Annotated in this window: 18 protein-coding genes; 3 read left to right on the top strand and 15 right to left on the bottom strand. The window is 67.5% G+C overall.

Annotation, left to right across the window (positions count from 1 at the left end; translation table 11 throughout):
* Window positions 1–229: 229 nt before the first annotated feature.
* On the bottom strand, window positions 230–1,324 hold the full coding sequence (locus tag P3W75_RS17855) for a polyamine ABC transporter substrate-binding protein (protein WP_430765382.1): 1,095 nt from the start codon (window positions 1,322–1,324) through the stop codon (window positions 230–232).
* Window positions 1,325–1,522: 198 nt separating this feature from the next.
* On the opposite strand from P3W75_RS17855, the gene P3W75_RS17850 reads away from it, so the two are divergent.
* A complete protein-coding gene (locus tag P3W75_RS17850; RefSeq protein WP_276228645.1) occupies window positions 1,523–2,302 on the top strand; it encodes an AraC family transcriptional regulator in 780 nt (259 codons plus the stop codon).
* A gap of 185 nt (window positions 2,303–2,487) precedes the next feature.
* Here P3W75_RS17850 and P3W75_RS17845 read toward each other — a convergent pair whose 3' ends face one another.
* The 5 genes from P3W75_RS17845 to P3W75_RS17825 form a co-directional block, all read right to left on the bottom strand.
* On the bottom strand, window positions 2,488–3,303 hold the full coding sequence (locus P3W75_RS17845; RefSeq protein ID WP_276228644.1) for an HpcH/HpaI aldolase/citrate lyase family protein: 816 nt from the start codon (window positions 3,301–3,303) through the stop codon (window positions 2,488–2,490).
* Between the two features lie 24 nt (window positions 3,304–3,327).
* Window positions 3,328–4,518, bottom strand: a complete 1,191-nt coding sequence (locus P3W75_RS17840) for a CaiB/BaiF CoA transferase family protein (protein ID WP_276228643.1) — start codon at window positions 4,516–4,518, stop codon at window positions 3,328–3,330.
* 136 nt (window positions 4,519–4,654) lie between these two features.
* Entirely contained in the window at window positions 4,655–6,004 is a 1,350-nt protein-coding gene (locus P3W75_RS17835) for an MmgE/PrpD family protein (RefSeq protein ID WP_276228642.1), read from the bottom strand.
* Window positions 6,005–6,029: 25 nt separating this feature from the next.
* Window positions 6,030–7,190, bottom strand: a complete 1,161-nt coding sequence (locus P3W75_RS17830) for an acyl-CoA dehydrogenase family protein (protein WP_276228641.1) — start codon at window positions 7,188–7,190, stop codon at window positions 6,030–6,032.
* A 26-nt stretch (window positions 7,191–7,216) separates the two neighbouring features.
* Window positions 7,217–8,044, bottom strand: coding sequence for an FAS1-like dehydratase domain-containing protein (locus P3W75_RS17825; RefSeq protein ID WP_276228640.1), 828 nt, complete (start codon window positions 8,042–8,044; stop codon window positions 7,217–7,219).
* A gap of 124 nt (window positions 8,045–8,168) precedes the next feature.
* Between P3W75_RS17825 and P3W75_RS17820 the strand changes: the two genes are divergently transcribed.
* Window positions 8,169–9,083, top strand: coding sequence for a LysR substrate-binding domain-containing protein (locus P3W75_RS17820; RefSeq protein ID WP_276228639.1), 915 nt, complete (start codon window positions 8,169–8,171; stop codon window positions 9,081–9,083).
* Window positions 9,084–9,218: 135 nt separating this feature from the next.
* On the opposite strand, the gene P3W75_RS17815 is transcribed toward P3W75_RS17820, so the two are convergent.
* The 7 genes from P3W75_RS17815 to P3W75_RS17785 form a co-directional block, all read right to left on the bottom strand.
* Window positions 9,219–10,550, bottom strand: a complete 1,332-nt coding sequence (locus P3W75_RS17815) for a hypothetical protein (RefSeq protein WP_276228638.1) — start codon at window positions 10,548–10,550, stop codon at window positions 9,219–9,221.
* A 94-nt stretch (window positions 10,551–10,644) separates the two neighbouring features.
* On the bottom strand, window positions 10,645–11,487 hold the full coding sequence (locus P3W75_RS17810; RefSeq protein ID WP_276228637.1) for a hypothetical protein: 843 nt from the start codon (window positions 11,485–11,487) through the stop codon (window positions 10,645–10,647).
* Between the two features lie 32 nt (window positions 11,488–11,519).
* Window positions 11,520–12,314 (bottom strand): hypothetical protein, encoded by a 795-nt coding sequence (locus P3W75_RS17805; protein ID WP_276228636.1) that lies wholly within the window; start codon window positions 12,312–12,314, stop codon window positions 11,520–11,522.
* Window positions 12,307–14,376 (bottom strand): lipase family protein, encoded by a 2,070-nt coding sequence (locus P3W75_RS17800; RefSeq protein WP_276228635.1) that lies wholly within the window; start codon window positions 14,374–14,376, stop codon window positions 12,307–12,309. The genes P3W75_RS17805 and P3W75_RS17800 overlap by 8 nt, the downstream gene beginning before the upstream one ends.
* Window positions 14,377–14,745: 369 nt before the next feature.
* A complete protein-coding gene (ycaC, locus tag P3W75_RS17795) occupies window positions 14,746–15,372 on the bottom strand; it encodes an isochorismate family cysteine hydrolase YcaC (protein ID WP_276228634.1) in 627 nt (208 codons plus the stop codon).
* 52 nt (window positions 15,373–15,424) lie between these two features.
* Window positions 15,425–16,111, bottom strand: a complete 687-nt coding sequence (locus P3W75_RS17790; RefSeq protein ID WP_276228633.1) for a hydrolase — start codon at window positions 16,109–16,111, stop codon at window positions 15,425–15,427.
* A gap of 100 nt (window positions 16,112–16,211) precedes the next feature.
* Window positions 16,212–17,078, bottom strand: a complete 867-nt coding sequence (locus P3W75_RS17785; protein WP_276228632.1) for a pirin family protein — start codon at window positions 17,076–17,078, stop codon at window positions 16,212–16,214.
* Between the two features lie 101 nt (window positions 17,079–17,179).
* Between P3W75_RS17785 and P3W75_RS17780 the strand changes: the two genes are divergently transcribed.
* A complete protein-coding gene (locus P3W75_RS17780) occupies window positions 17,180–18,085 on the top strand; it encodes a LysR family transcriptional regulator (RefSeq protein WP_276228631.1) in 906 nt (301 codons plus the stop codon).
* A 1-nt stretch (window position 18,086) separates the two neighbouring features.
* Here the strand turns inward: P3W75_RS17780 and P3W75_RS17775 are convergent, their stop codons facing one another.
* Together P3W75_RS17775 and P3W75_RS17770 are read right to left on the bottom strand one after the other, a co-directional pair.
* On the bottom strand, window positions 18,087–20,060 hold the full coding sequence (locus P3W75_RS17775; RefSeq protein ID WP_276228630.1) for a sensor domain-containing diguanylate cyclase: 1,974 nt from the start codon (window positions 20,058–20,060) through the stop codon (window positions 18,087–18,089).
* A gap of 73 nt (window positions 20,061–20,133) precedes the next feature.
* The gene (locus P3W75_RS17770) at window positions 20,134–21,021 is read right to left on the bottom strand and encodes a hypothetical protein (RefSeq protein ID WP_276228629.1); all 888 of its coding nucleotides are present in this window, start codon (window positions 21,019–21,021) and stop codon (window positions 20,134–20,136) included.
* Window positions 21,022–21,026: the final 5 nt, after the last annotated feature.

Genomic DNA, 21,026 nt, shown 5'->3' with positions numbered 1-21,026 from the left:
GAAGTGTTGGTGGCGGGCCCTCGATCGTCCTGATCGGGGCGCCTTTATCGTTGATCGGCGCAGATGATAGCGTTTTGGAATTAAAACGCTATAGCTGGCCGTCACCCTTGCTGTCCCGATTTGTCACTGTCGTCCCACGAGCCGCTCTAGGCCGCGCTCGCCGGCTGATTCACAGGTGTGAACGCCCCCTTGCCATTGGCCACCGGGTGGGCCCCGGTGGCGCGTCGGGTCAGACGCCGGACTTGATGCGGCTCCAGTCGCGGGTGATCAGACGCAGGATCGCCGGCGCCGGCGGTAGGCTGACGTACATGCTCTTGACCAGCTGCGCGTCGGGGTAGACCGCCGGGTTGTCGCGCACCTTCGGGTCCATCAGCGCCTTGGCCGGCAGGTTGGCGTTGGCGTAGTGCAGGTAGTCGCTGGTGCGGGCGATCACGTCCGGGCGCATCAGGTAGTTGATGAAGGCCTGGGCGCCTTCGGGGTTCTTCGCGTCCTTGGGCACCGCCAGGTTGTCGAACCAGATATTGGTGCCCTCCTTCGGCACGCTGTACTCCACGTCCACCTTGGCGCCGGCCTCGCGGGCGGTCTTCTGCGCCTGCAGCACGTCGCCGGAGAAGCCGATGGCCACGCAGACGTCGCCATTGGCCAGGTCGGCGATGTACTTGGTGGAGCTGAAGTAGGTTACCGATGGCTTGAGGCTTTCCAGCAGCTTGGCGCCGGCTTCGTAGTCGGCCGGGTTGTTGCTGTTCGGGTCCTTGCCCAGGCAATGCAGGGCCAGCGGGATGATCTTCGCCGGCGAATCGAGGAAGGCCACGCCGCAGCCCTTGAGCTTGGCCAGGTTTTCCGGCTTGAACACCAGGTCCCAGGAATCCAGCGGCGCGTCGGCGCCGAGGGCGGCCTTGACCTTCGCCGGGTTGTAGCCGACGCCCACGGTGCCCCACAGGTAGGGCACGGCGTAGCGGTTGCCGGGGTCGGACTGCGCCAGGCGCGCCAGCAGCGCCGGGTCGAGGTTCTTGCGGTTGGGCAGCTGCGCCTCGTCCAGCGGGCGGTAGACGCCGGCCTTGAGCTGGCGGGCGAGGAAGTCCGCCGAGGGCACCACCACGTCGAAGCCGGAATGCCCGGTGAGCAGCTTGGCTTCCAGCACCTCGTCCGACTCGAAGGCGTCCAGCACCACCTTGATGCCGGTTTCCTTCTGGAAGTCGGCCAGCACCGTCGGCCCGATATAGTCGGCCCAGTTGGCGAAATGCACTTCCTGCGGCGCCGCCGACGCCTGCAGCGACACGCCGGCCAGCAACCCGGCCAGACAACCCAACGCACGCTTGTTCATAGTCTCTCCCAGGGTGAATTCTTGTTAGGCAGGAGTCTCGTCGGGCCTTGTTATGGTGGTTGCGGCCCTGGCCGCAAACTAGGCGCGCCGGGCCGCGCCGTCGTTCTTCCGGGCCCGCTCGGAATCCGCGTGCCCGCAGCGCTGGGCAGCGCACCGCGCGCGCCCTATGCTGGGCCGCACGAACCGCGGAGGATATGGATGGACGAGGAAACCGAACGCACCCGCGAGGTGGTCACCCGCTATCACCAGTGCTGGATGAACCGCGACATCGAGGGGGTGCTGGCGCTGTTCCACCCCGAGGTGCACTACTGCGACTTCTTCAACGACCTGGAGATTCCCGCCGCCGAGCTGCCCAATTACGTGCGCACGGCCATGCCGCGCAGCCCGCAGCACCGCATCGAGCACATCGACCGCATCCGCGCCGACGGCGACACCGCGTTCATCCAGTACCAGTCGCGCCTGACCCTGCGGCGCAGCAGCCGCCTGGCGTCGTTCCGCGCCAGCGAGGCGATCACCGTGCGCGACGGGCTGATCTGGCGCGTCCACGAATACGCCACGCCGGTGCGCGAGCAGAGCCTGGACGGCGGCGCCGAACGCCAGCGCCTGGGCCTGAGTTCGGCGCAGGTGGGGCAGATGCTGCTGGACATCGAGTCGCACTTCGCCAGCGCCCGCCCCTACCTCGACCCGGACATGGACCTGGAACGCCTGGCCAAGGCCACCGGCTACACCCGCAACCAGATTTCCTACCTGCTCAACCAGGTGCTCGGGCAGAGCTTCTACCGCTACCTGAACCAGGCGCGCATCGGCCACCTGCTGGAGCGCCTGAAGCAGGAACCGACGGCGCGCATCGACGAACTGGCCTTCGCCGTCGGCTTCAACTCGCTGTCGGTGTTCTACCGCTGCTTCCGTGAACACACCGGCATGGCGCCGCGCGCGTACCTGGCCGGCATGCAGGGCGGCGAGGACAGCCTTTCTTAGGAACGCGGGGCGCCCATTCCCAGTGTCACTCCCGCGGACGCGGGAGCCCAGCGACTTCGCACTCAGCCATGGGGTGGGTGATACGGACGGTGTGGCGGCGTATAACCGCGAACGGTTATACGCCCTACGTCAATCTCGACCCTGGTGTAGGGCGTATAACGCTCCGCGTTATCCGCCGCCTGGCCTCAGCCACCGGCGTTGGCCAGCAGCCGGCGGGCGCGGCCGAGCACCGGGGCGTCGACCATCTGCCCGTCGACCTGGAAGGCCGCCGCGCCGCTTTGCGCGGCGTCCACCACGCGCTTGGCCCAGGCCAGTTCCTCGGCGCCGGGGGCCAGCGCGGCGTGCAGCACGGCCACCTGCTTCGGATGGATGCACAGCGCGCCGATCAGGCCCAGGTCGCGGCCATGGCGGATGGTCGCGGCGAAGCCGTCGGCGTCGTCGAAGGCCGGGAACACCGTATCCAGCGGCGGTTGCAGGCCGTTGACCCGCGAGTGCAGCAGCAGGCTCAGACGCACCTGGTCGTAGACGCTCGCGGCGGCTGCCGTGCCGCTGCTCATGCCGATGTCCAGGGCCAGGTCGAGGCCGCCGAAGGTCAGGCGCTCGACGCCCTCGCAGGCGGCGATCTGCGGCACCGCGAGCAAGCCACGGGCGCTTTCGATGAGTACCCACACCGGCTTGCCGCCGGCCGCCGCGGCGGCCACCTCGGCGGCGCTCTCGGTCTTGGGCAGGAGGATGCCGGCGACGCCGGCCAGGCTCGCGCAGAGGGCCAGGTCGGCGGCGTGCTCGGGATGCCCGGCGGCGTTCACCCGCACACGCACGCGGGCTTGCGGGTTGGCGTCGAGGAAGGCCGCCAGGTCGGCGCGGGCGCGGGCCTTGAGGTCGGCCTCGACGGCGTCCTCGAGGTCGACGATCACGGCGTCGGCGCCGGCGGCCAGGGCCTTGGCGAAACGCTCGGGGCGGCTGCCGGGGACGAACAGGGCGGAACGGACGATCGCGGTCATGGAAATTCCTTGGTCAGGTTCGGCTCACACCGCGCCCTGCTCGTGCAGGCGCTGGATATCGGCGGCCGTGTAGCCCAGCTCGGCGAGCAGGCCGTCGGTATGTTCGCCGAGGCCCGGCACGGCGTCCATGCGTGGCGCGTAGGCGTTGCTGCGCGCCGGCGGCAGCAGCGCCGGCAGGCGCCCGACCGGGCTGTCGATTTCGCGCCAGGCGTCGCGGGCCTGGAGCTGCGGGTGGTGCCACAGGCCCTGCATGTCGTTGACGTGGGCGTTGGCGATCTGCGCCTGCTCCAGGCGCGCCACCGCCTCCTTGGCGTCGAGGCTGGCGAAGGCGTCGACGATCAGCGCGCGCAGCGCCTCGCGGTTGGCCACGCGCAGGCTGGTGGCGGTGAAGCGCGGGTCCGCCGCCAGTTCCGGGCGTTGCAGCACGATTTCGCAGAACAGCTTCCATTCGCGCTCGTTCTGCACGCCGAGCATCACCTTGCCGCCGTCGCCGGTGGGGAACGGGCCGTAGGGGTAGATGGTGGCGTGGGCGGCGCCGGCGCGCGGCGGCTGGGCCTGGCCTTCGAAGGCGTAGTACATGGGGAAGCCCATCCACTCGGCCATGCCTTCGAGCATCGACACCTCGACCCGGCTGCCCTCCCCGCTGCGCTCGCGCAGCAGCAGCGCCGAGAGGATGCCGCTGTAGGCGTACATGCCGGCGGAAATGTCGGCGATGGAGCAGCCGGCCTTGGCCATTTCGTCGTCGCCGGGGCCGCCGGTGACCGAAAGGAAGCCGCTCTCGCTCTGGATCAGCAGGTCGTAGGCCTTCTTCTGCTCGTAGGGCCCGCCTTCGCCGTAGCCGGAGATGTCGCAGACGATCAGGCGCGGGAAGCGCTCGTGCAGCGCCTCGAACGACAGCCCGAGGCGCGCGGCGGCGCCCGGCGCGAGGTTCTGCACCAGCACGTCGGCCTGGCCGAGCAGTTGCTCCAGCACCTGCTGCGCCGGCTCCTGCTTGAGGTCCAGGGCCAGGCTTTCCTTGGAGCGGTTGGTCCAGATGAAGTGCGAGGCCATGCCGCGCACGCGTTCGTCGTAGCCACGGGCGAAGTCGCCGACGCCGGGGCGTTCGACCTTGATCACGCGGGCGCCGAGGTCGGCCAGCTGGCGGGTGCAGAACGGCGCCGCGATGGCGTGTTCCAGGCTGATGACGGTGATGCCGTCGAGGGGACGTGGGCTCATGGGTGCTCCAGGTCGGGCCGGCGCGCCTACGGAGGGCGCGCTGGCGAAATAAGGTATCCAGGGTCCGGGCGGGCGACGCCCCGCGCTCTGTGAACCCCCAAGGTTCCGGGGGCCGCCCGACCGGGCCCTGGGCTACTCAGGCAAGGCGGTCGAGGTTCTGCAGGTCGTGCAGGCCCCAGCTGGCGTCGATCAGGCGCGTGGCCTCGGCCGCGTCGCGGAAACCGGCGAAGGCCAGCAGGCGGCGGAACTTGTCTTCCAGTTCAGCGCGGCTGAGGCTGTTGCCCGGATCGCCCTTGGGTTCGTCGATGGCGCCGTGCAGGCTGCGGCCGTCGACGGTGGTCACGTCCACCCGGCCCAGCCAGCGCTGCGGGTAGGCGCCGTCCACCTCGGCGTCGAGGCGCATCTCCACCTTGTCGCGGAACGCCGCCACGCGCGGGTCCTGCAGGGCGAATTCCTCGAACTCCACCAGGCCGGCCTTGCCGTGCACGGCGATCAGGCCGAGCACGGTGCCCATGGAGAACTTCGCCTGGTGCACGGTCTGCGGCACCAGCACGCGGCCGAGCACGTCGATGGCGCCCTGGTGCACGCGGGTGGTGACGCTGGCGATGTCCTCGGCGCCCAGGCCCTCACGCTGCATCAGCGCCAGCAGGGCGTCGGCGGCCGGGTGGGTGTGGCGGCAGGACGCGTGGAACTTGAACGAGGTCTCGGCCAGCGCCCAGCGCGTGCCCAGGCCGTCCACCAGCCAGCGCGGGTCGGCGTCGCTGGACATGCCGGCGGCCATGCCCTGCTCGCCTTCGAGGATGTTCTGCGCGCCGCTCAGGCCGTCGGCCGTCAGGTAGGCGGCGAGCAGGCCATCGGCGGCGGCCTTGGCGGTGTGCAGCTGCTTGGAGTCGGCGGCGTCGCGGAGAAATTCCCAGAGCCCGGCGGCCTGGGTCCCGGCGCTGCCCAGGCAATTGACGAACTGGCGGCTGTCGAAGCCCAGCAGCTTGCCCACGGCCACCGCGGCGGCCAGGGTGCCGACCGTGGCGGTGGTGTGGAAGATGCGGTAGTGCGAGCGGCCGAGGAATTCGCCGATGCGGATGCCCGCCTCGTAGCCGGCGACGCTGGCCAGGATCAGCTCGCGGCCGGACTTGCCGAGGTCCTGGGCGGCGGCCAGGGCCGCCGGGAAGACCACCGTGGCCGGGTGCAGCACCGAGCTGTTGTGCAGGTCGTCCTGCTCCACCAGGTGCGAGCTGGCGCCGTTGACCAGCGCGGCGAAGTACGCCGAGGTGGCCGAACCGTCGACCAGCACGCGGCTGCGGCCGTCGCTCGGGCCCATGCGCCGGGCGTAGCGCTGGAACAGCGGGATCGGGTGGCGCTGCTGGCTGGCCAGGGCCGAGCCGAGCCAGTCGAGGAACAGGTCCTCGGTGCGCGCGACCACAGTGGCCGGCAGGTCTTCGTAGCGCAGGCCGGCGAGGAATTCGGCGAGGGCGTGGGTATTGTTCATCGCTTGTCGTCCTTGGGCACGCAGGTCAGAAGGAGCGCGGCAGTTCGAGCAGGTGCTCGGCCACGTAGGACAGGATCAGGTTGGTGGAGATCGGCGCCACCTGGTACAGGCGCGTCTCGCGGAACTTGCGCTCGACGTCGTATTCGCAGGCGAAGCCGAAGCCGCCGTGGGTCTGCAGGCAGGCGTTGGCCGCTTCCCAGCTGGCCTTGGCCGCCAGGTACTTGGCCATGTTCGCCTGGGCCCCGGCGTTGCGCCCGGCGTCGTACTCCTCGCAGGCCTTCCAGCGCATCAGGTCGGCGGCTTCCACCTCGATGTGCGCCTCGGCGATGGGGAACTGCACGCCCTGGTTCTGCCCGATCGGGCGGCCGAACACCACGCGGTCGCGGGCGTACTGGCTGGCCTTCTCGATGAACCAGCGGCCGTCGCCGATGCACTCGGCGGCGATCAGCGTGCGCTCGGCGTTGAGGCCGTCGAGGATGTAGCGGAAGCCCTTGCCCTCTTCGCCGATCAGGCTGCTGGCGGGGATTTCCAGGTTGTCGAAGAACAGCTCATTGGTCTCGTGGTTGACCATGTTGGCGATCGGCTGCACGGTCAGGCCGTTGCCGATGGCCTCGCGCAGGTCGACCAGGAAGATCGACATGCCCTCGGATTTCTTCTTCACCTCGGCCAGCGGCGTGGTGCGCGCCAGCAGGATCATCAGGTCGGAGTGCTGGATGCGCGAGATCCACACCTTCTGCCCGTTGATCACGTACATGTCGCCCTGGCGCACGGCGGTGGTCTTGATCTTGGTGGTGTCGGTGCCGGTGGTCGGCTCGGTGACGCCCATGGACTGCAGGCGCAGCTCGCCGCTGGCCAGCTTCGGCAGGTAGAAGCGCTTCTGCTCCTCGCTGCCGTTCCGCAGCAGGGTGAACATGTTGTACATCTGCCCGTGGATGGTCCCGGAGTTGCCGCCGCAGCGGTTCACTTCCTCGAGGATCACCGAGGCCTCGGCCAGGCCCAGGCCGGAGCCGCCGTATTCCTCGGGGATCATCGCCGACAGCCAGCCGGCCTCGGTCATGGCCTTGACGAAGGCTTCGGGGAAGCCCTTGCGCTCGTCGATCTCGCGCCAGTAGGCGCTGGGAAATTCCGCGCAGAGGGCGCGCACGCCTTCGCGGATGGCCTGCAGTTCTTCGTGGCTGCTAATCATGTCGTTCCTCGATATCGGTCGGTGTTTCAGTCGAATTCAACTTCGCCGCGCTGGGCGACGCCGGCGCCGTTGCCGGCCCACACCTCGGCCTTGCCGGGGCCGCTCGGGCGGCCACCGAGCTCGAAGGCCTCGGGGCAGATCAGCGGGCGCAGGCCACGGTAGGCGTAGCGGCGCAGGCGCGCCTGGGGGTTGGCGCGGCAGAACGCGCGCAGGTTCAGGGTGGCGATCAGCGGGCCGTGTACTACCAGGCCGGGGTAGCCCTCGGCGCCGGTGACGTAGGGCCAGTCGTAATGGATGCGGTGGCCGTTGAAGGTCACCGCCGAATAACGGAACAGCAGCACCGGGGTGGGCTCCACCGCCTCGCGCCAGGCGCCTTCGGGCAGCGCCTCGGTGCCGCCGAGCCTGGGCGGGCTGGGCTCGCGGTAGACGATGTCCTGTTCCTCGCGGATCGCCAGGCGGCCTTCCTGGGAATAGTCATGGCGCAGGGTGACGAACAGCAGCGCGCCGGTGCGGCCGTGCTTTTCCTCGACCTTCAGGATGGTGGTGACGCGACTGGCCAGCTCGCCCACCCGCAGCGCCTCGTGGAACTCCAGGCGGCCGCCGGCCCACATACGGTTGCGGCCGTCGGCCGGGGGCAGGAAGCCGCCGCGCGCCGGGTGGCCGTCGGCGCCCAGGCCCGGCTCGGGCACGGCGTCCTGGAAGAACGCCCAGTGCCACAGCGGCGGCAGCGCCGCGCCGGCGCCGGGGGCTTCCTCGCCGAGGGTGGCGGCCAGGCGGCGGACCAGCAGTTCGCTGAGCTGTTCTTGGCTCTCCTGGGTACGACCTATCCAGGACTCGTAGGACATTTCACTCATTTGCACGCTCTTCCGTGGAAGTTTCCCAGCAGGATGCCGAGGGGCTTGCGTTCCGAGAATCCGCATTTTCATAATCCGGCGTTAACGATAGACGAACGCCGATTCCACCCGGAGACTTCGCCCCATGCACTTCGACCTGGCCGACCTGCGGCTCTTCGCGCACATCGCCGAATCCCCCAGCCTGACCCAGGGCGCGCGCCGCGCGCACCTTTCCGCGGCGGCCGCGAGCGCGCGCATCAAGGCCCTCGAAGGCCAGCTCGACAGCCGCCTGCTGTACCGCGACAACCGTGGCGTCGAACTGACCCCGGCGGGCCAGCGCCTGCTACAGCACGCGCGGCAGATCCTGCGCCAGGTGGAGCAGCTCAAGGACGACTTCAGCGAGCTGGGCGGCGACCGCGTCGGGCACATCCGCATCTTCGCCAACACCACCGCCGTCACCGAGTTCCTCCCCGAGGTGCTGGCCGGCTTCCTCGCCGGGCGCCCGGCGGTCACCGTCGACCTGCAGGAGCGCCTGAACCGCGACATCGTCCGCGCCATCCTCGACGGATCGGCGGACCTCGGCATCGTCGCCGGCCCGGTGCGCGCCGAGGGCCTGGAAGTGCTGCACTTCAGCACCGACCAGCTGGTCCTGGTGGTACCGCCGGGGCACCCCCTGGAACGCCTGCGCCGCCCTACCCTGGCCGACACCCTGGACTACGCCCACGTCGGCCTGCACGAAGGCAGCACCCTGCAAAGCTTCCTGCGCGAGCAGGTCGAACGCCTGGGCGGCAGCCTCAACCTGCGCATCCAGGTGGCCAGCTTCGAGGCGGCCTGCCGGATGATCGAGGCCGGCGTCGGCATCGGCGTGCTCCCGGAAACCGCCGCGCGCCGCCACCAGCGCAGCATGGGCCTGAGCATCCTGGCGCTGGACGAACCCTGGGTGGAGCGCGAACGCAGCGTGGTGATGCGCGAGCGCGAGGCCCTGCCCGGCTGCGCCCGGGCGCTGGTGGAGTTGCTGCGCGGCAGCGCCGCCGCGCCTTCACGAGAGCAGCCCGAGTGAGGTGGCGCGGAGGATCGCCTGGGTGCGGTGAGGCCGTGCTCGACGTCCTTGGCCACGCCGGCCTGCTCGTCGCCGTCGGCGTGACGCCAGCACGGGCCGCGGCCAAGCAAGCCCTGAACCCGCGCGGGGCCGCGTTCAGTGGAACACCAGGCTGCCCAGGTGAACCACCTGGAAGCCCGGCCCCGCCTCGATCAGCAAGGGCTCGTCCGGCGCGTTGCGCAGCAGCGCCACCAGCAGCGTGCGGCCATCACCGAGGTCGCCCAGCAGCGCCTCGCGTTCCTCGCCGCGCACCGGCACCAGCAGCGTCCGCCAGTCGGCCGGCGTGGCGCTGACGAAGGCGTCCGCCGGCAGCTTGCCCGGCGCGGCGCTGAACACGCCCGCCTCGCCCAGGCCCTGGTCCTTCAGGCGCAGGCGCAGCAACAGGGCCATGGCCGGCTCCTCGTAGTCCAGCACGCGGTTGTCGAAATACGCCGCCAGCGCCTTGGGCAGTTCTTCCGGCGGCGTGGTCAGCCAGGCGCGCAAGAACAGGCCGGCGCGCTCCCACTGGTCACCGCTGGCGGGTTGCGGCGGGTGCTCCAGCGCCGCCTGCAATCCGGGCTGCCCGCCCACCTCGGGGTCCGGCCACCAGTTCGGCACCTGGCGCTCGTAGTACCCGGGATTGTCGTCGGTCGAGGCTTGCGCCAGGTTCATCCGTGGGCTGCCGTAGAACGCCTGCGGCCCGTCCATCAGGCTGGTGTTGGCGGCCACGGCGCGACCCTGGGGCACATCCCGTTCGGCGAACCAGCGGGCCTTGCTGGTCTTGGTCTGGGCCTGGCAGAACAGCGTGACCGGACCTTGCAGGTCGGCCCAGGTCCGCGCCGGAGCCAGGGCGGCGAGCGGTTGACGGTAGCGCAGCAGAAGCTCGTAGCTGCTCTGCGCGGCGGCCGCGCAGGCCACGGGGTCGCGATAGGTCTGGTCGGCAGCGTGGGAGGTGGCGCCGCCGCGGTCCGCCGGGTGCGCCCACATCCACTGCGCCGGGCACGGCGCCACGCTGTCCGGTACGCCACGATGGGAGTAGGAATCCTGCCAGCCATGCAGCGCCTGGCCGAACTTCAGCAGGCGCGCGCTGGCGGCGTGGTCCGCCTCGGCCACCACGCTGTCGGCCTGGGCACGGGCGAACACCGCGTGGAAGTCCACCGGGCGCTGTTCGGGCGGCGCCGGCGGCTCGCGTTGCGAACGGAAATGCAGGTTGCGGGTCTGCAGGCTGGCGGCGGGGTTTCGCTTGATGCACAGCTCCCAGATCATCGCGTGCTTGGCGTCGAGCAGGCCGCTGTCGGTCAGTTCGTCGCCACGGGCGATGGCGTGGCTCTGCGCGGCGTCGAAGCCGGCCTGGCGCGCCAGCCACCAGGTCAGGCCGTAGTGCAGGTCGGATTCGTAGGCCCAGGCGGACGGGCACAGCAACAGCAGGAGGATCAGGGTGGCGCGCATGGGGGCTTTCCATCATTGGCAGCGGCCTTTACCCCAGTGTAGAAAGCCGCCACCCGGGTGTCCCCGTTTGGCGGCCTGTTATCTCGTACGAGACCTACTTCTTTTCTGCGGCTGAGCGAATAGCTTCCAGCCTACGGAAGTCCGGCTCTGAACGACCATCAGTCACAATACTTCCGTCGGGATAGGTAAACGAGGCGAAGAGACCTTTTTTATGTACTTTGGGTTGTTCCGAGTAAACAACAAATCTGGAGTGAAGAACTGGCTCAAAGTACACTTCGCGAGCCTCGGGAGCTTTATACATCAAGTAGATATCTCCCCCTCCAGCCAAGCTTATCGTTTTCCTATGCCCTCCAATGAATGCTTCGCTGACCCAAGGGTAATAGCTTCTCTCAATTTTTAAATCTCCATTGGCAGGAATTGGAAGGCCATAGCTTCGTGAGGGTCGGTTGTCGTCAAACATCACTACCACCCCGCCGCCAGCACTGTAGAAAACATTCTCACCAAAGCGCTCCGGCTCCCGGTAGGTAACACCAAAGGTCACGTTGCTCAACCGCCACTGACAGGCGCCGCCGCCATCCCTGGGCAATTTTGCTTCATAGATATCGCTCAGCCCTCGGCGTGCGGGTTCGATATCCATGTTCTGGTAACCATCACGCTGGTAGGGGTCACCATAGGCGCCGTGGTCGGTGAACGTACACAGGGTCGAGCGGTACTGAACCTCCAGGGTTCTCGCTTTCAATTCCGCGGGAACCTTGATCCGGACAATGACCTGCTCGCTATTCGCGGGCGGAGCCAGGCTTTGATCCTTGGCGCAACCGCTCAGGCTGACAAGCATGGCGAGCAGAGCGCTGGAGAGGTGCAGGGGGAGACGGGTTTGCCGGTATTCCGCCATGAGCTCGAGAAGTAGGTGATCACGGCCCCATTCGTCATTGGGCATTATTGCGCCCTCGTCTTGTATTGGCATGATTCCTACTTTTTCTCGGCGGCCAAACGGATGGCCTCTAGCTTTTGAAATCTCGGTTCGTAGTCTCCATCCTCCAAAATACTCCCATCCGGATATTTGAACTTGGTGACAGCATCTTTTGTCTTGATTTTCGGACCTTCTGAGTAAACCGTATACTCTGCGTGCAAGATCGGCTCAAAGTAGACAATCCGGGCTACTGGCGCCTTGTACATCATATATATATCACCAGAACCAATTAGATTTAAGCTTTTCCTGTAATGCCCGATAAACTCCTCATCAATCCAGGGGTAATAATTCTTTTTAATACTTAATTCACCATCGATTTTTATATTTGCTCCCCCACGAGGTGAGGCATTGTCATCAAAGATCACCACCACCCCGCCGCCAGCACCATAAACAGCATTCTCACCAAAGCGCTCAGGCTCCCGGTAGGTAACACCAAAGGTCACGTTGCTCAGCCGCCACTGACAGGCGCCGCCGCCATCTCGAGGCAACCTGGCTTCATAGATATCGCTCTGCCCCTGGCGTGTGGGTTCGATTTCCATGTTCTGGTAACCATCGCGCTGATAGGGGTCACCATAGGCACCGTGGTCGGTGAAGGTGCACAGCGTTGAGCGGTACTGAACCTCCAGGGTTCTTGCTTTCAATTCCACAGGAACCTTGATCCGGACGGTGACCTGCTCGCTGTTCGCGGGCGGCGCCAGGCTTTGATCCTTGGCGCAACCGGTCAGGCTGACAGTCGTTGCGAGCAGCGCGCTGGAGAGGTGCAGTGGTATACGGGCTCGCCGGTACTCAGCCATGGGGCATCTCCATGTAGATATTGTCTTCGGCCACCGCTTCGAAACGCTCCAAAGCGTCTCGGCCACCCTCGAGCTGCCGGGTACATTCCAGCGTCAAGCTGACCTGGCTCTGTAATGCGAGGAACAGGCGATCACGGAGCAATGCGTCCTTGGGTATCAGTTCTTTGTGTTTGGCCATCTGATCCTCGAGTTTGCGGCGATCGCTCTGGCGCTCCTGCATCCGAGAGGGATCGATGGACTCAACCAACTGGCCATAGATGAACGGCTGGTACTTACCCAGGAAGTGGTTGCGCAGCCCCAGCAAGTTGCCGCGCTTGGCATTGCGCCCCTGGGGGAAGTAGCGCTCCCGGCTTTCAGGCGTGAGGGAGGCGGTGTAACGCTGCTGCGCGGCACGAGTCTGTTCGTCGTCCGTTTCGCTCAGGCTCGGCACCAGGAACAGCTTGACATCGGCTGGCAGGCGTTGATTGAGCGTGGTGTGGTAGGGCGCGCCCAATCCTTCGCGCATCTTGTAGAACGGGTTATCCGAAGCGCGAACCTGCGTGTACTGTTCGGTACGGTAGAAGGCGGCGATTTCACCGTGATGGTAGAACGGGTCCTGCCCCTTGATAAGTGGGTCGGCCAGAAGCTGCCCTATCGACCAGGCCGTACCCAGAGTGGCGCCCAGTGGCCCGTAGAGTTTGTACAGCGAATTCTCCAGGTCGGCTTCGGGCGGTACCTCGGGGATCAGGTCGGTATCGTTGACGTGACGAAAATGCCGCACATCATCCAGGCAGGCCACGGCTTGCAGGGTGAAAGTACGCGGCATGCCATAGGTGTATAGCAGGGGGTTAAGGTCTTTCAGGGAGGCCGCGTGGATGAGCCCTAGAGCGCCCCCCAGGCTGTGACCGCAAATAAACAAGTCTTTACCGACCAACCGGTCTCGAAAGGTATTTCCTAGGTCGCGTTTGAATGCTCTTCGAGCAACCTCATAAGCGTCGCGAAACCCCAGGTGCACACTCCCACTGGGCGTGAGGTCGGCACAGAGTACCTTCGGCTCGCAATTGGCCTGCACCTCCGGTTTGACCGGGCGAAAGGTGACATCCGTGACCAAGTCAGGAAAGGGAAAATTCATTTCAGTGCCACGCCACCCCACCAGCACCTGCGACGCATTGATCGCATAGAACAGTTGGGTGTCCCCCTCCGGTGGCTTGGCATTTTTGCTGTCCAGCATTGCCGCTTGGACGTAGCGCTCGCTGAAAGGCACATCGACCACGACACAAGGCGGGTTCGCGTACCTATCCCTGACCCGAGGTGTGCGTGACAGGTCCAGGCATTGCGCCAAGAAGAACTCTTCCACGGAACCGTACTTCCCTGGTTTGTCAGTGCTATACGCCAGCAAACTCATCAGACCCAGGTTGTAGGCCGTGACCAGGCTGTAGTCACGTTGGTGGTGCAGCACCAGCGACCAGGCGCGGAACGGGCACACCTCCAGGACATGGCGACGGTCCAGGCGCTTATAGGCTTGGCGATACCCCACCTCGCTGCCGAGGGTGTATCCACTGAAGCGGCTGTCGGGGAAGTGGTAGAGCGGTAGTGGCTCCCCTTCTGGCAATGGCGGATCGAGTCGAGGAGGCCTGTCGCACAGTTGGCCGATGCGCACGTGGTGATAGTCGTGCCCCGCCGCGATTGCCTGCGCCTCGACGGGGGAGTAGCCCGTTCGCTGCGGGCTGTGCAGTGGCGTGGGGTCACCGATGACGGGTCGCTTCGGTTCGGCGCGCCTGGCACGCAAGCGCCGGGTTTGCAGTACTTCCGCCAATGGGTCGGCATCGATGAACAGGGTGATGGGAATCGAGTGCAACCCTTCGATGCGGATCACACCATCGGCGTCGGTCTGCCCACGGTACTCCGGCACGACGCCTTCTCGCGTGGCGTCGTTCTGTGCTCGATAGGGAAGGTATGGCAGGGCTTCGCCGTGCTCGTCCACCAGTTGAATTTCGAGCCAGCGTTTTCTTTGCGGACCACACACGACGACCTTGTCTGGGCATAGCGTATCCGTACGGTGCGTTGTATCGAACTTGTCCATCGTCACTTCCTTTCGCTCACGGCCAGAGCAGCGGTGCCACGGGCGGATCACGACCGAGCACCGACCAAAGGAGTGATGGGAGCAATCTGCTCAGCGAGTGTCTGTCAGACACATCTGGAAATCCGGAGCGATCCGACGTCGGAGCAGTGCAGCCTTCGCGTCAGGCACCATCCTGCGCCTTTTCCATTTCCGCCAACCTGGGAAGCCCGGGACAACCGGGGTTCGCGGACAAGAACCAGGCGCCCCCGAAGCCGCGAAGAGCACCCAGATCTTCCCTGCCCTGCGCACGAAAAACAAAGACCGCCAACCGGACGTCGCCGGTTGGCGGTCTGTTGGGTCGCGCGCGCCGCTGCAGCGACGCCCGCAACCTCACTTGCCGGCGGTCAGGGTGCTGTAGCTGGTGATCAGGTTGCGGTAGTCGGGGATGTGTGCGGAGAACAGCGCGGCCAGGCCCTCGATGTCGTTGCGCCAGTCGCGGTGCAGTTCGCAGGCCACGCCGAACCAGGTCATCATCTGCGCCCCGGCGGCCTCCATGCGGCGCCAGGCGGCGTCGCGGGTGACTTCGTTGAAGGTCCCGGAGGCGTCGGCCACCACGAACACGTCGAAGCCCTCCTCCAGCGCCGACAGCGCCGGGAAGGCCACGCACACCTCGGTGACCACCCCGGCGATGATCAGCTGTTTCTTGCCGGTGGCTTTCACCGCCTTGACGAAGTCCTCGTTGTCCCAGGCGTTGATGTTGCCCGGCCGGGCGATGTACGGCGCTTCCGGGAACAGTTCCTTCAGCTCGGGCACCAGCGGGCCGTTGGGGCCGCTCTCGAAGCTGGTGGTGAGGATGGTCGGCAGCTTGAAGTACTTGGCCAGGTCCGCCAGGGCCAGCACGTTGTTCTTGAACTTGTCCGGTTCGATGTCGCGGACCAGGGACAGCAGTCCGGCCTGGTGGTCGACCAGCAGGACGGCGGCCTGGGTCTTGTCGAGGCGAACATAGGGCTTGCTCATTGCGCTTTCCTCTTGCTGGGGAGTGCCCGGCCTCCGCCGGGCAAGTGCGGACTCAGCGTTGCGAGTCCAGGATCTCGTGCTCGGTCACCACCTGCTGGGCCTTGGTGTAGCTTTCGATCAGCAGGCGGTAGTGCGGGAAGATGTGGCTGTAGGCCTCGGCCCACTGCGCCGCGTCGGGGCGGTTCCAGGTGCGCTGGATCTCCGAGCACACCGCGGCGGTGTCCATCGGCACCACGCCGGCCTGCACCACACGGGCCAGGGTGATTTCCTGGGCGGCCTTGGAATAGGTGCCGGAGGCGTCGATCACCGCGAACACCCGGTAGCCAGCGTTGACCGCGGCGATCGCCGGGAAGGCCATGCACACGCTGGTGATGGTGCCGGCGATGACCAGGGTCTTCTTGCCGGTCTTCTCCACCGCGGCGACGAACTCGGGGTTGTCCCAGGCGTTGATCTCGCCCTTGCGCGCCACGTACTGCGCGTGCGGCGCGGCTTCGTGGATTTCCGGGATCAGCGGGCCATTGGGCCCCTGCGGCACCGAGGCGGTGGTGATCAGCGGAATCTGCGCCAGGCTGGCGATCTTCGCCAGGGTGATGGCGTTGGCGCGCAACTCGGTCATGGGCATGTCCTTGACCGTCTGGAACAGCCCGCTCTGGTGGTCGATCAGCAGCATGGCGGTGTCGTCGGGGTCGATCACCGGGCGCTGGCCGTTGAAATTGGCGATGTTGCTGAAATGGCTCATCTGGGTTTCCTCAGGGGGTGGGCCTCCTGCCCGGCTAGCCCGCGCGTCCTGCGCCGGCATCCAACCAGACTAGGCGCTCGCCGAGTCCGGCACGTGACAATCACTCGGCCATTGGTCCGAAGCGGCCCAGGCGCCAGTCATCCAGCGCCTGTTCGATCTGCTCGCGGCTGTTCATGACGAAGGGCCCGTAGCCGACGATCGGCTCGTCCAGGGCTTCGCCGGCGAGCAGCAGCGCCAGGGTGTCGCTTTCGGCTTCCAGATCGATGGCGTCGCCGCGCCGGCCGAACAGCGCCATCTGGCCCTCACCCAGGCGTTCGTCTCCGTTAATCCGCATGCCGCCACGCAACACCACCAGCGCGGTGTTGCGCCCTTCGGCGACGCGCAACTCGAAGGCGCGGCCCGGGCTCACGCACAGGTCCCAGACGTCGAGCGGGCTGAAGGTGCGCGCCGGGCCGCGCAGGCCGCCGTAAGCGCCGGCGATCACGCGCAACTGGCCGGCGCCGCCGGGCAGCGCCACGCGCGGAGTGCCGGCGTCGGGCAGGGTCTGGTAGGCCGGCGCGGTCAGCTTGTCGCGGGCCGGCAGGTTGACCCACAGCTGCGCCATATGCAGGGTGCCGCCGGCGCGGCTGAAGGCCGGGGCGTGGTATTCCTCGTGGAGGATGCCGCGGCCGGCGGTCATCCACTGCACGTCGCCGGGGCCGATGCGCCCACCGCCGCCGCTGGAGTCGCGATGTTCCAGCTCGCCCTGGTAGACCAGGGTCACGGTCTCGAAACCGCGGTGCGGGTGCTGGCCGACACCACGGCGTGGCGAGCCGGCCGGGAAGTCGTGGGGGCCTGCGTGGTCGAGCAGCAGGAAGGGGCTGAGCTGCTCGCCGAGGCTGTCGTAGGAGAACAGGGTGCGAACCGGGAAACCGTCGCCGACCCAGTGCGGCCGTGGCGCGCTGTAGATACCGAGGATGTCTTTCATGGGGTGCCTCCTGAAGTGCATGGAGACACCTTAGATTTGCAACAGCCAACCCACTAGACTGCAAAATCCAGCCTCAGCGTTCCAAATGGAGAACACTGCCCATGGAAGATCTCAACGACCTGTATTACTTCGCCCGGGTGGTCGAGCACGGCGGGTTCGCCCCCGCCAGCCGCGCCCTCGACCAGCCGAAGTCGAAACTCAGCCGGCGCGTCGCGGCCCTGGAGGAGCGCCTCGGAGTACGCCTGATCCAGCGCTCCACCCGCCACTTCTCGGTGACCGAGATCGGCCAGGAATACTATCGCCAGTGCCTGGCCATGCTGGTGGAGGCCGAGGGCGCCGCCGAGGTCATCGAGCGCCACCGCGCCGAGCCCCAGGGGCTGGTGCGCCTGAGCTGCCCCACGGCGCTGCTGAACTTCTGGGTGGGACCGATGCTGGCCGAGTTCATGCTGCGCTACCCGCTGGTGGAGGTTCAGGTGGAAAGCACCAACCGCCAGGTGGACCTGATCCAGGAAGGCTTCGACATCGCCCTGCGCGTGCGCTTCCCGCCGCTGGAGGGCAGCGAGCTGGTGATGAAGGTGCTCGGTGAGAGCCGCCAGTTGGTGGTGGCCGCACCGCCACTGGCCGGGCGCCTGGGGCCGCGCCCGGCGCCTACCGCGGTGGCGAGCCTGCCGACGCTGCACTGGGGCTCGCCGCAGCGCGACTACCAGTGGCAGCTGGAGGGCCCCGACGGCGCCCGCGCCCAGGTGCGCCACCGGCCCCGGCTGGTCACCGACGACCTGGCCGCGCTGCGCCAGGCGGCGTTGCTCGGGGTCGGCGCGGTGCACCTGCCGGCGGTGGTGGTGCGCGACGACCTGGCCGCCGGACGACTGCTCGACCTGCTGCCCGACTGGGCCCCGCGCACCGGCGTCGTGCATGCCGTGTTTCCGTCCCGGCGCGGCCTGTTGCCATCGGTGCGCGGCCTGCTCGACTTCCTCGGCGAGGCCTTCGCGCGCAGCGACATGGCCTGACTCACCCCCTCGCGGCCGGCGGTAGCGTCCAGGGCGCCGGGCTGTGGAAGCAGCAGGCGTTGCGCGTGCGCTTGGCCCGGTACATGGCGGCGTCGGCGGCCTTGAGCAGTTCCTCGGGGCTGTCGGCGTCCTGCGGGTACAGGGCCACGCCGATGCTGGCGGAGACGAAGTCGATGCGCTGCCCGGCGATCACGTAGGGCTGGCCGAGCACACTCAGCAGGCGCCGGGCGAAGGCTTGCGCCTGGGCCTGGCGGGCGTTGCCCAGCAGCACGGTGAATTCGTCGCCGCCCAGGCGGAAGGCGTCGTCGCCGCCGCGCAGGCAGCGCCGCAGGCGCTCGCTGAAGGCCACCAGCAGGCCGTCGCCGATGTCGTGGCCGAAGCGGTCGTTGGCCTGCTTGAAATTGTCCAGGTCGATGAACAGCAGCGCGCTCGAGCGCGCCGGCCGCGTGGGTTCGGCGCACAGTTGCAGCAGGCGCGCCTGCAGGGCCTTGCGGTTGGCCAGGCCGGTCAGGGCGTCGCTGAAGGCCAGGTCCTCCAGTTCGCTCTGGTAGGCCACCAGATCGCTGATGTCGCGCAACAGGGCGCGGTAGCCGATGACCTCCCCGGTCGAACCGCGGATGGCCGAAAGCCGCGCCTCGCAGTGGCGCGGCCCCTCGGGGCAGTGCCAGGGCGCGCTGAACACGGCGTGGCGCTGCTCGTCCAGGCTGGCCAGCAGTTGCTCCAGCTTGCCCGCCTCGCCCGACTCGGCCAGCAACTCGCGCAGCGACGCGCCTTGCAACTGCTGGTCCGTCCGCCCGAGCAATTCGCACAAGGCCGGGTTGCTGGCGCCGAGGTGGCAGTCGCGGTCCATCTCGAAGTAGCCGTCGCTGATTCCGGCGAGAATGCTGCGATCGCGCTGTTCGCTCAGGCTCAGGCGTTCGAGCATGGCGTTGAGGTCGGCGCCGAGACGGCCGATTTCGTCGTCGCCGTCGAGGCTCAGGCGCGGTACCGGGGTGTCCGGGCCGATCGCCGCCACCTCTCCGGCCAGCCGCTGCACACGGCGCAGCACCCAGTGTTCCAGGCTCCAGGCGGTGAGGCCGATGGCCAGTAGCGAGAGGCCGGCGGCCAGGCCGAGGAACAGCCAGACCGCGCGCCGCCCCTGCAGGTACAGGTAGCGCGGCTGGAGGATGCGCATGCGCAGTTGCGGGGTGTTGCGGTTGTCGCTGAAGCCCAGGTCGATCCGCTGGGCGCTGTCGCCCACCAGGCTGCGCTCGCCCAGATGGATGTAGGGCTCGTGGAGGAAACGACTGCCGGAGATCGGCTGCCAGGCCTGGTCTTGCGCCGCTGGCAACACCTGCAAGGTGCCGAGGATGAAACGCCCCAGGTGTTCGACGCGACGCGGCCCGAGCAGCCGACCGGCGATGGCGTTGCCCATCGGTACGGCCTGGCCGAGCGCGTCGCTGACCGGCGTGCTGACCAGCACTGTCGGCACGCCCTGCACGCTGAGCAACTGCGCGCGGGTCTCCAGCGCGCTGTGGTGCGCCACCAGCAGGCCCAGCTCGCGACTGCGACGGATGATCTCGGTGCGTAGCGCGTGCGGGTTGGGCAGGGCCTGGCCGTCGCCCCATTCGGTGTCCGTGGGCATCACCCAGCGTTCACCGATCAGGTGGCCCTGGTTGTCGAAGTAGAGGATGAAGTTGAAGTCCAGGTTGCGCACGCTGTCGAGGTCGAGGTTCTTCGCGGCGAATTCGGGGTTTCGATGCTGGACGAAGGCGTAGGCGTCGGCCGAAAGCGCGGTACTGCGCAGCACGTTGAGGCTGCGGATGATGAAGCTGTCGATCTGCAGCGCCAGGTTGTCGGCCTGCTCGCTGATCTGGAACTGGTCGCCGGCGTCGAAGCGCTCCAGCAGCAGGCCCCGCGACAGCAACTGCACGGCCAGCAGGGTGGCGACCAGCAGCGGTATGGCGACCCAGAGCAAACGTACGCGGATGGACATGGCCGAACTTCCTTGCCGGGGTCGAACCTGTCGGCGGGCGTGCCCCGGCGGTGCACGCCCGTCGCCGTCGCACTCAGGAACGCGGCGCCTCCGGCTGGCCTTTGAGGCTGTCGGTGACCGCGCTGGGGAAGTAGGCGATCTTCAGGCTATGGCGCTGGCCCATCAGTTGGCCATCGCCGTACCAGGTGATGTTGTCCTGGCGCAGGGTCATGCCGTCGCTGCCGTATTCGTACTCGGCGCCATTGGAGCTGCTGAAGGCGAAGCGCTGGTTGTCCAGGCGCTGCAGGTCGAAGCGCGCGCCGGCCGGCGGCATCTGTTCCCTGGCCCGTTTCAGGAAGGCCGGCGCCAGCTCGGCGAACAGCTCGCGGGTACGGCTCTGGTACTGCGCGTCGGTCAGGCCGGGGGTCTGTTGCAGCTTGTCGGCGATCAGGCTGAAGTACTCGGCGTCGGTGCGGGCCAGGGCCAGGCGTACGGCCATGACCTCACTCAGGCGCGCCTGGTCGACCTGCAGCTTGCCCTGGGCGTCGCGGGTCGGAGCGATGAACTCGTTGCCGTCCACCTGAACCAGCGGTGTGGTCGCCAGGTAGGCGGCGCAGGCGATCTGCTGGGCCGCGAGGTTGCCGCTGACCAGCAGGCCGGTCACCCCGCCCTTCTTCTCCAGGCCCTCGCGGGTTTCGCCGCTGGCGGCGATGAAGCGGTCGACCTCGGCCTGGGAGGTTTCGCCACGGGCCAGGCCGCAGACCTGCCCCATCACCGCCGGGTTGCGTTTGCCGTCCACCAGCGGGGTCATGCTGAACACGGCGTTGCGGATCACCGGCAGCGCCGGGTAGTCGATCGTGCCCAGCTGTTGCTGTTGCGCCACCGGAGCGCTGGCGCGGGGTGTCTGGTCGGCGCCCTTGCAGCCGGCGAGTACGCAGATCGGCAGCAGCAGCGCGGCCAGCCATTGGTTGTGGGTAGTCATGGCTC

The sequence above is a fragment of the Pseudomonas citronellolis genome (genome assembly GCF_029335315.1).
In the GTDB taxonomy this organism is placed as follows: Bacteria; Pseudomonadota; Gammaproteobacteria; order Pseudomonadales; family Pseudomonadaceae; genus Pseudomonas; species Pseudomonas citronellolis_A.
Note: the sequence above shows the minus strand (reverse complement) of the source record. Positions and strands in the feature narration are given on the sequence as shown.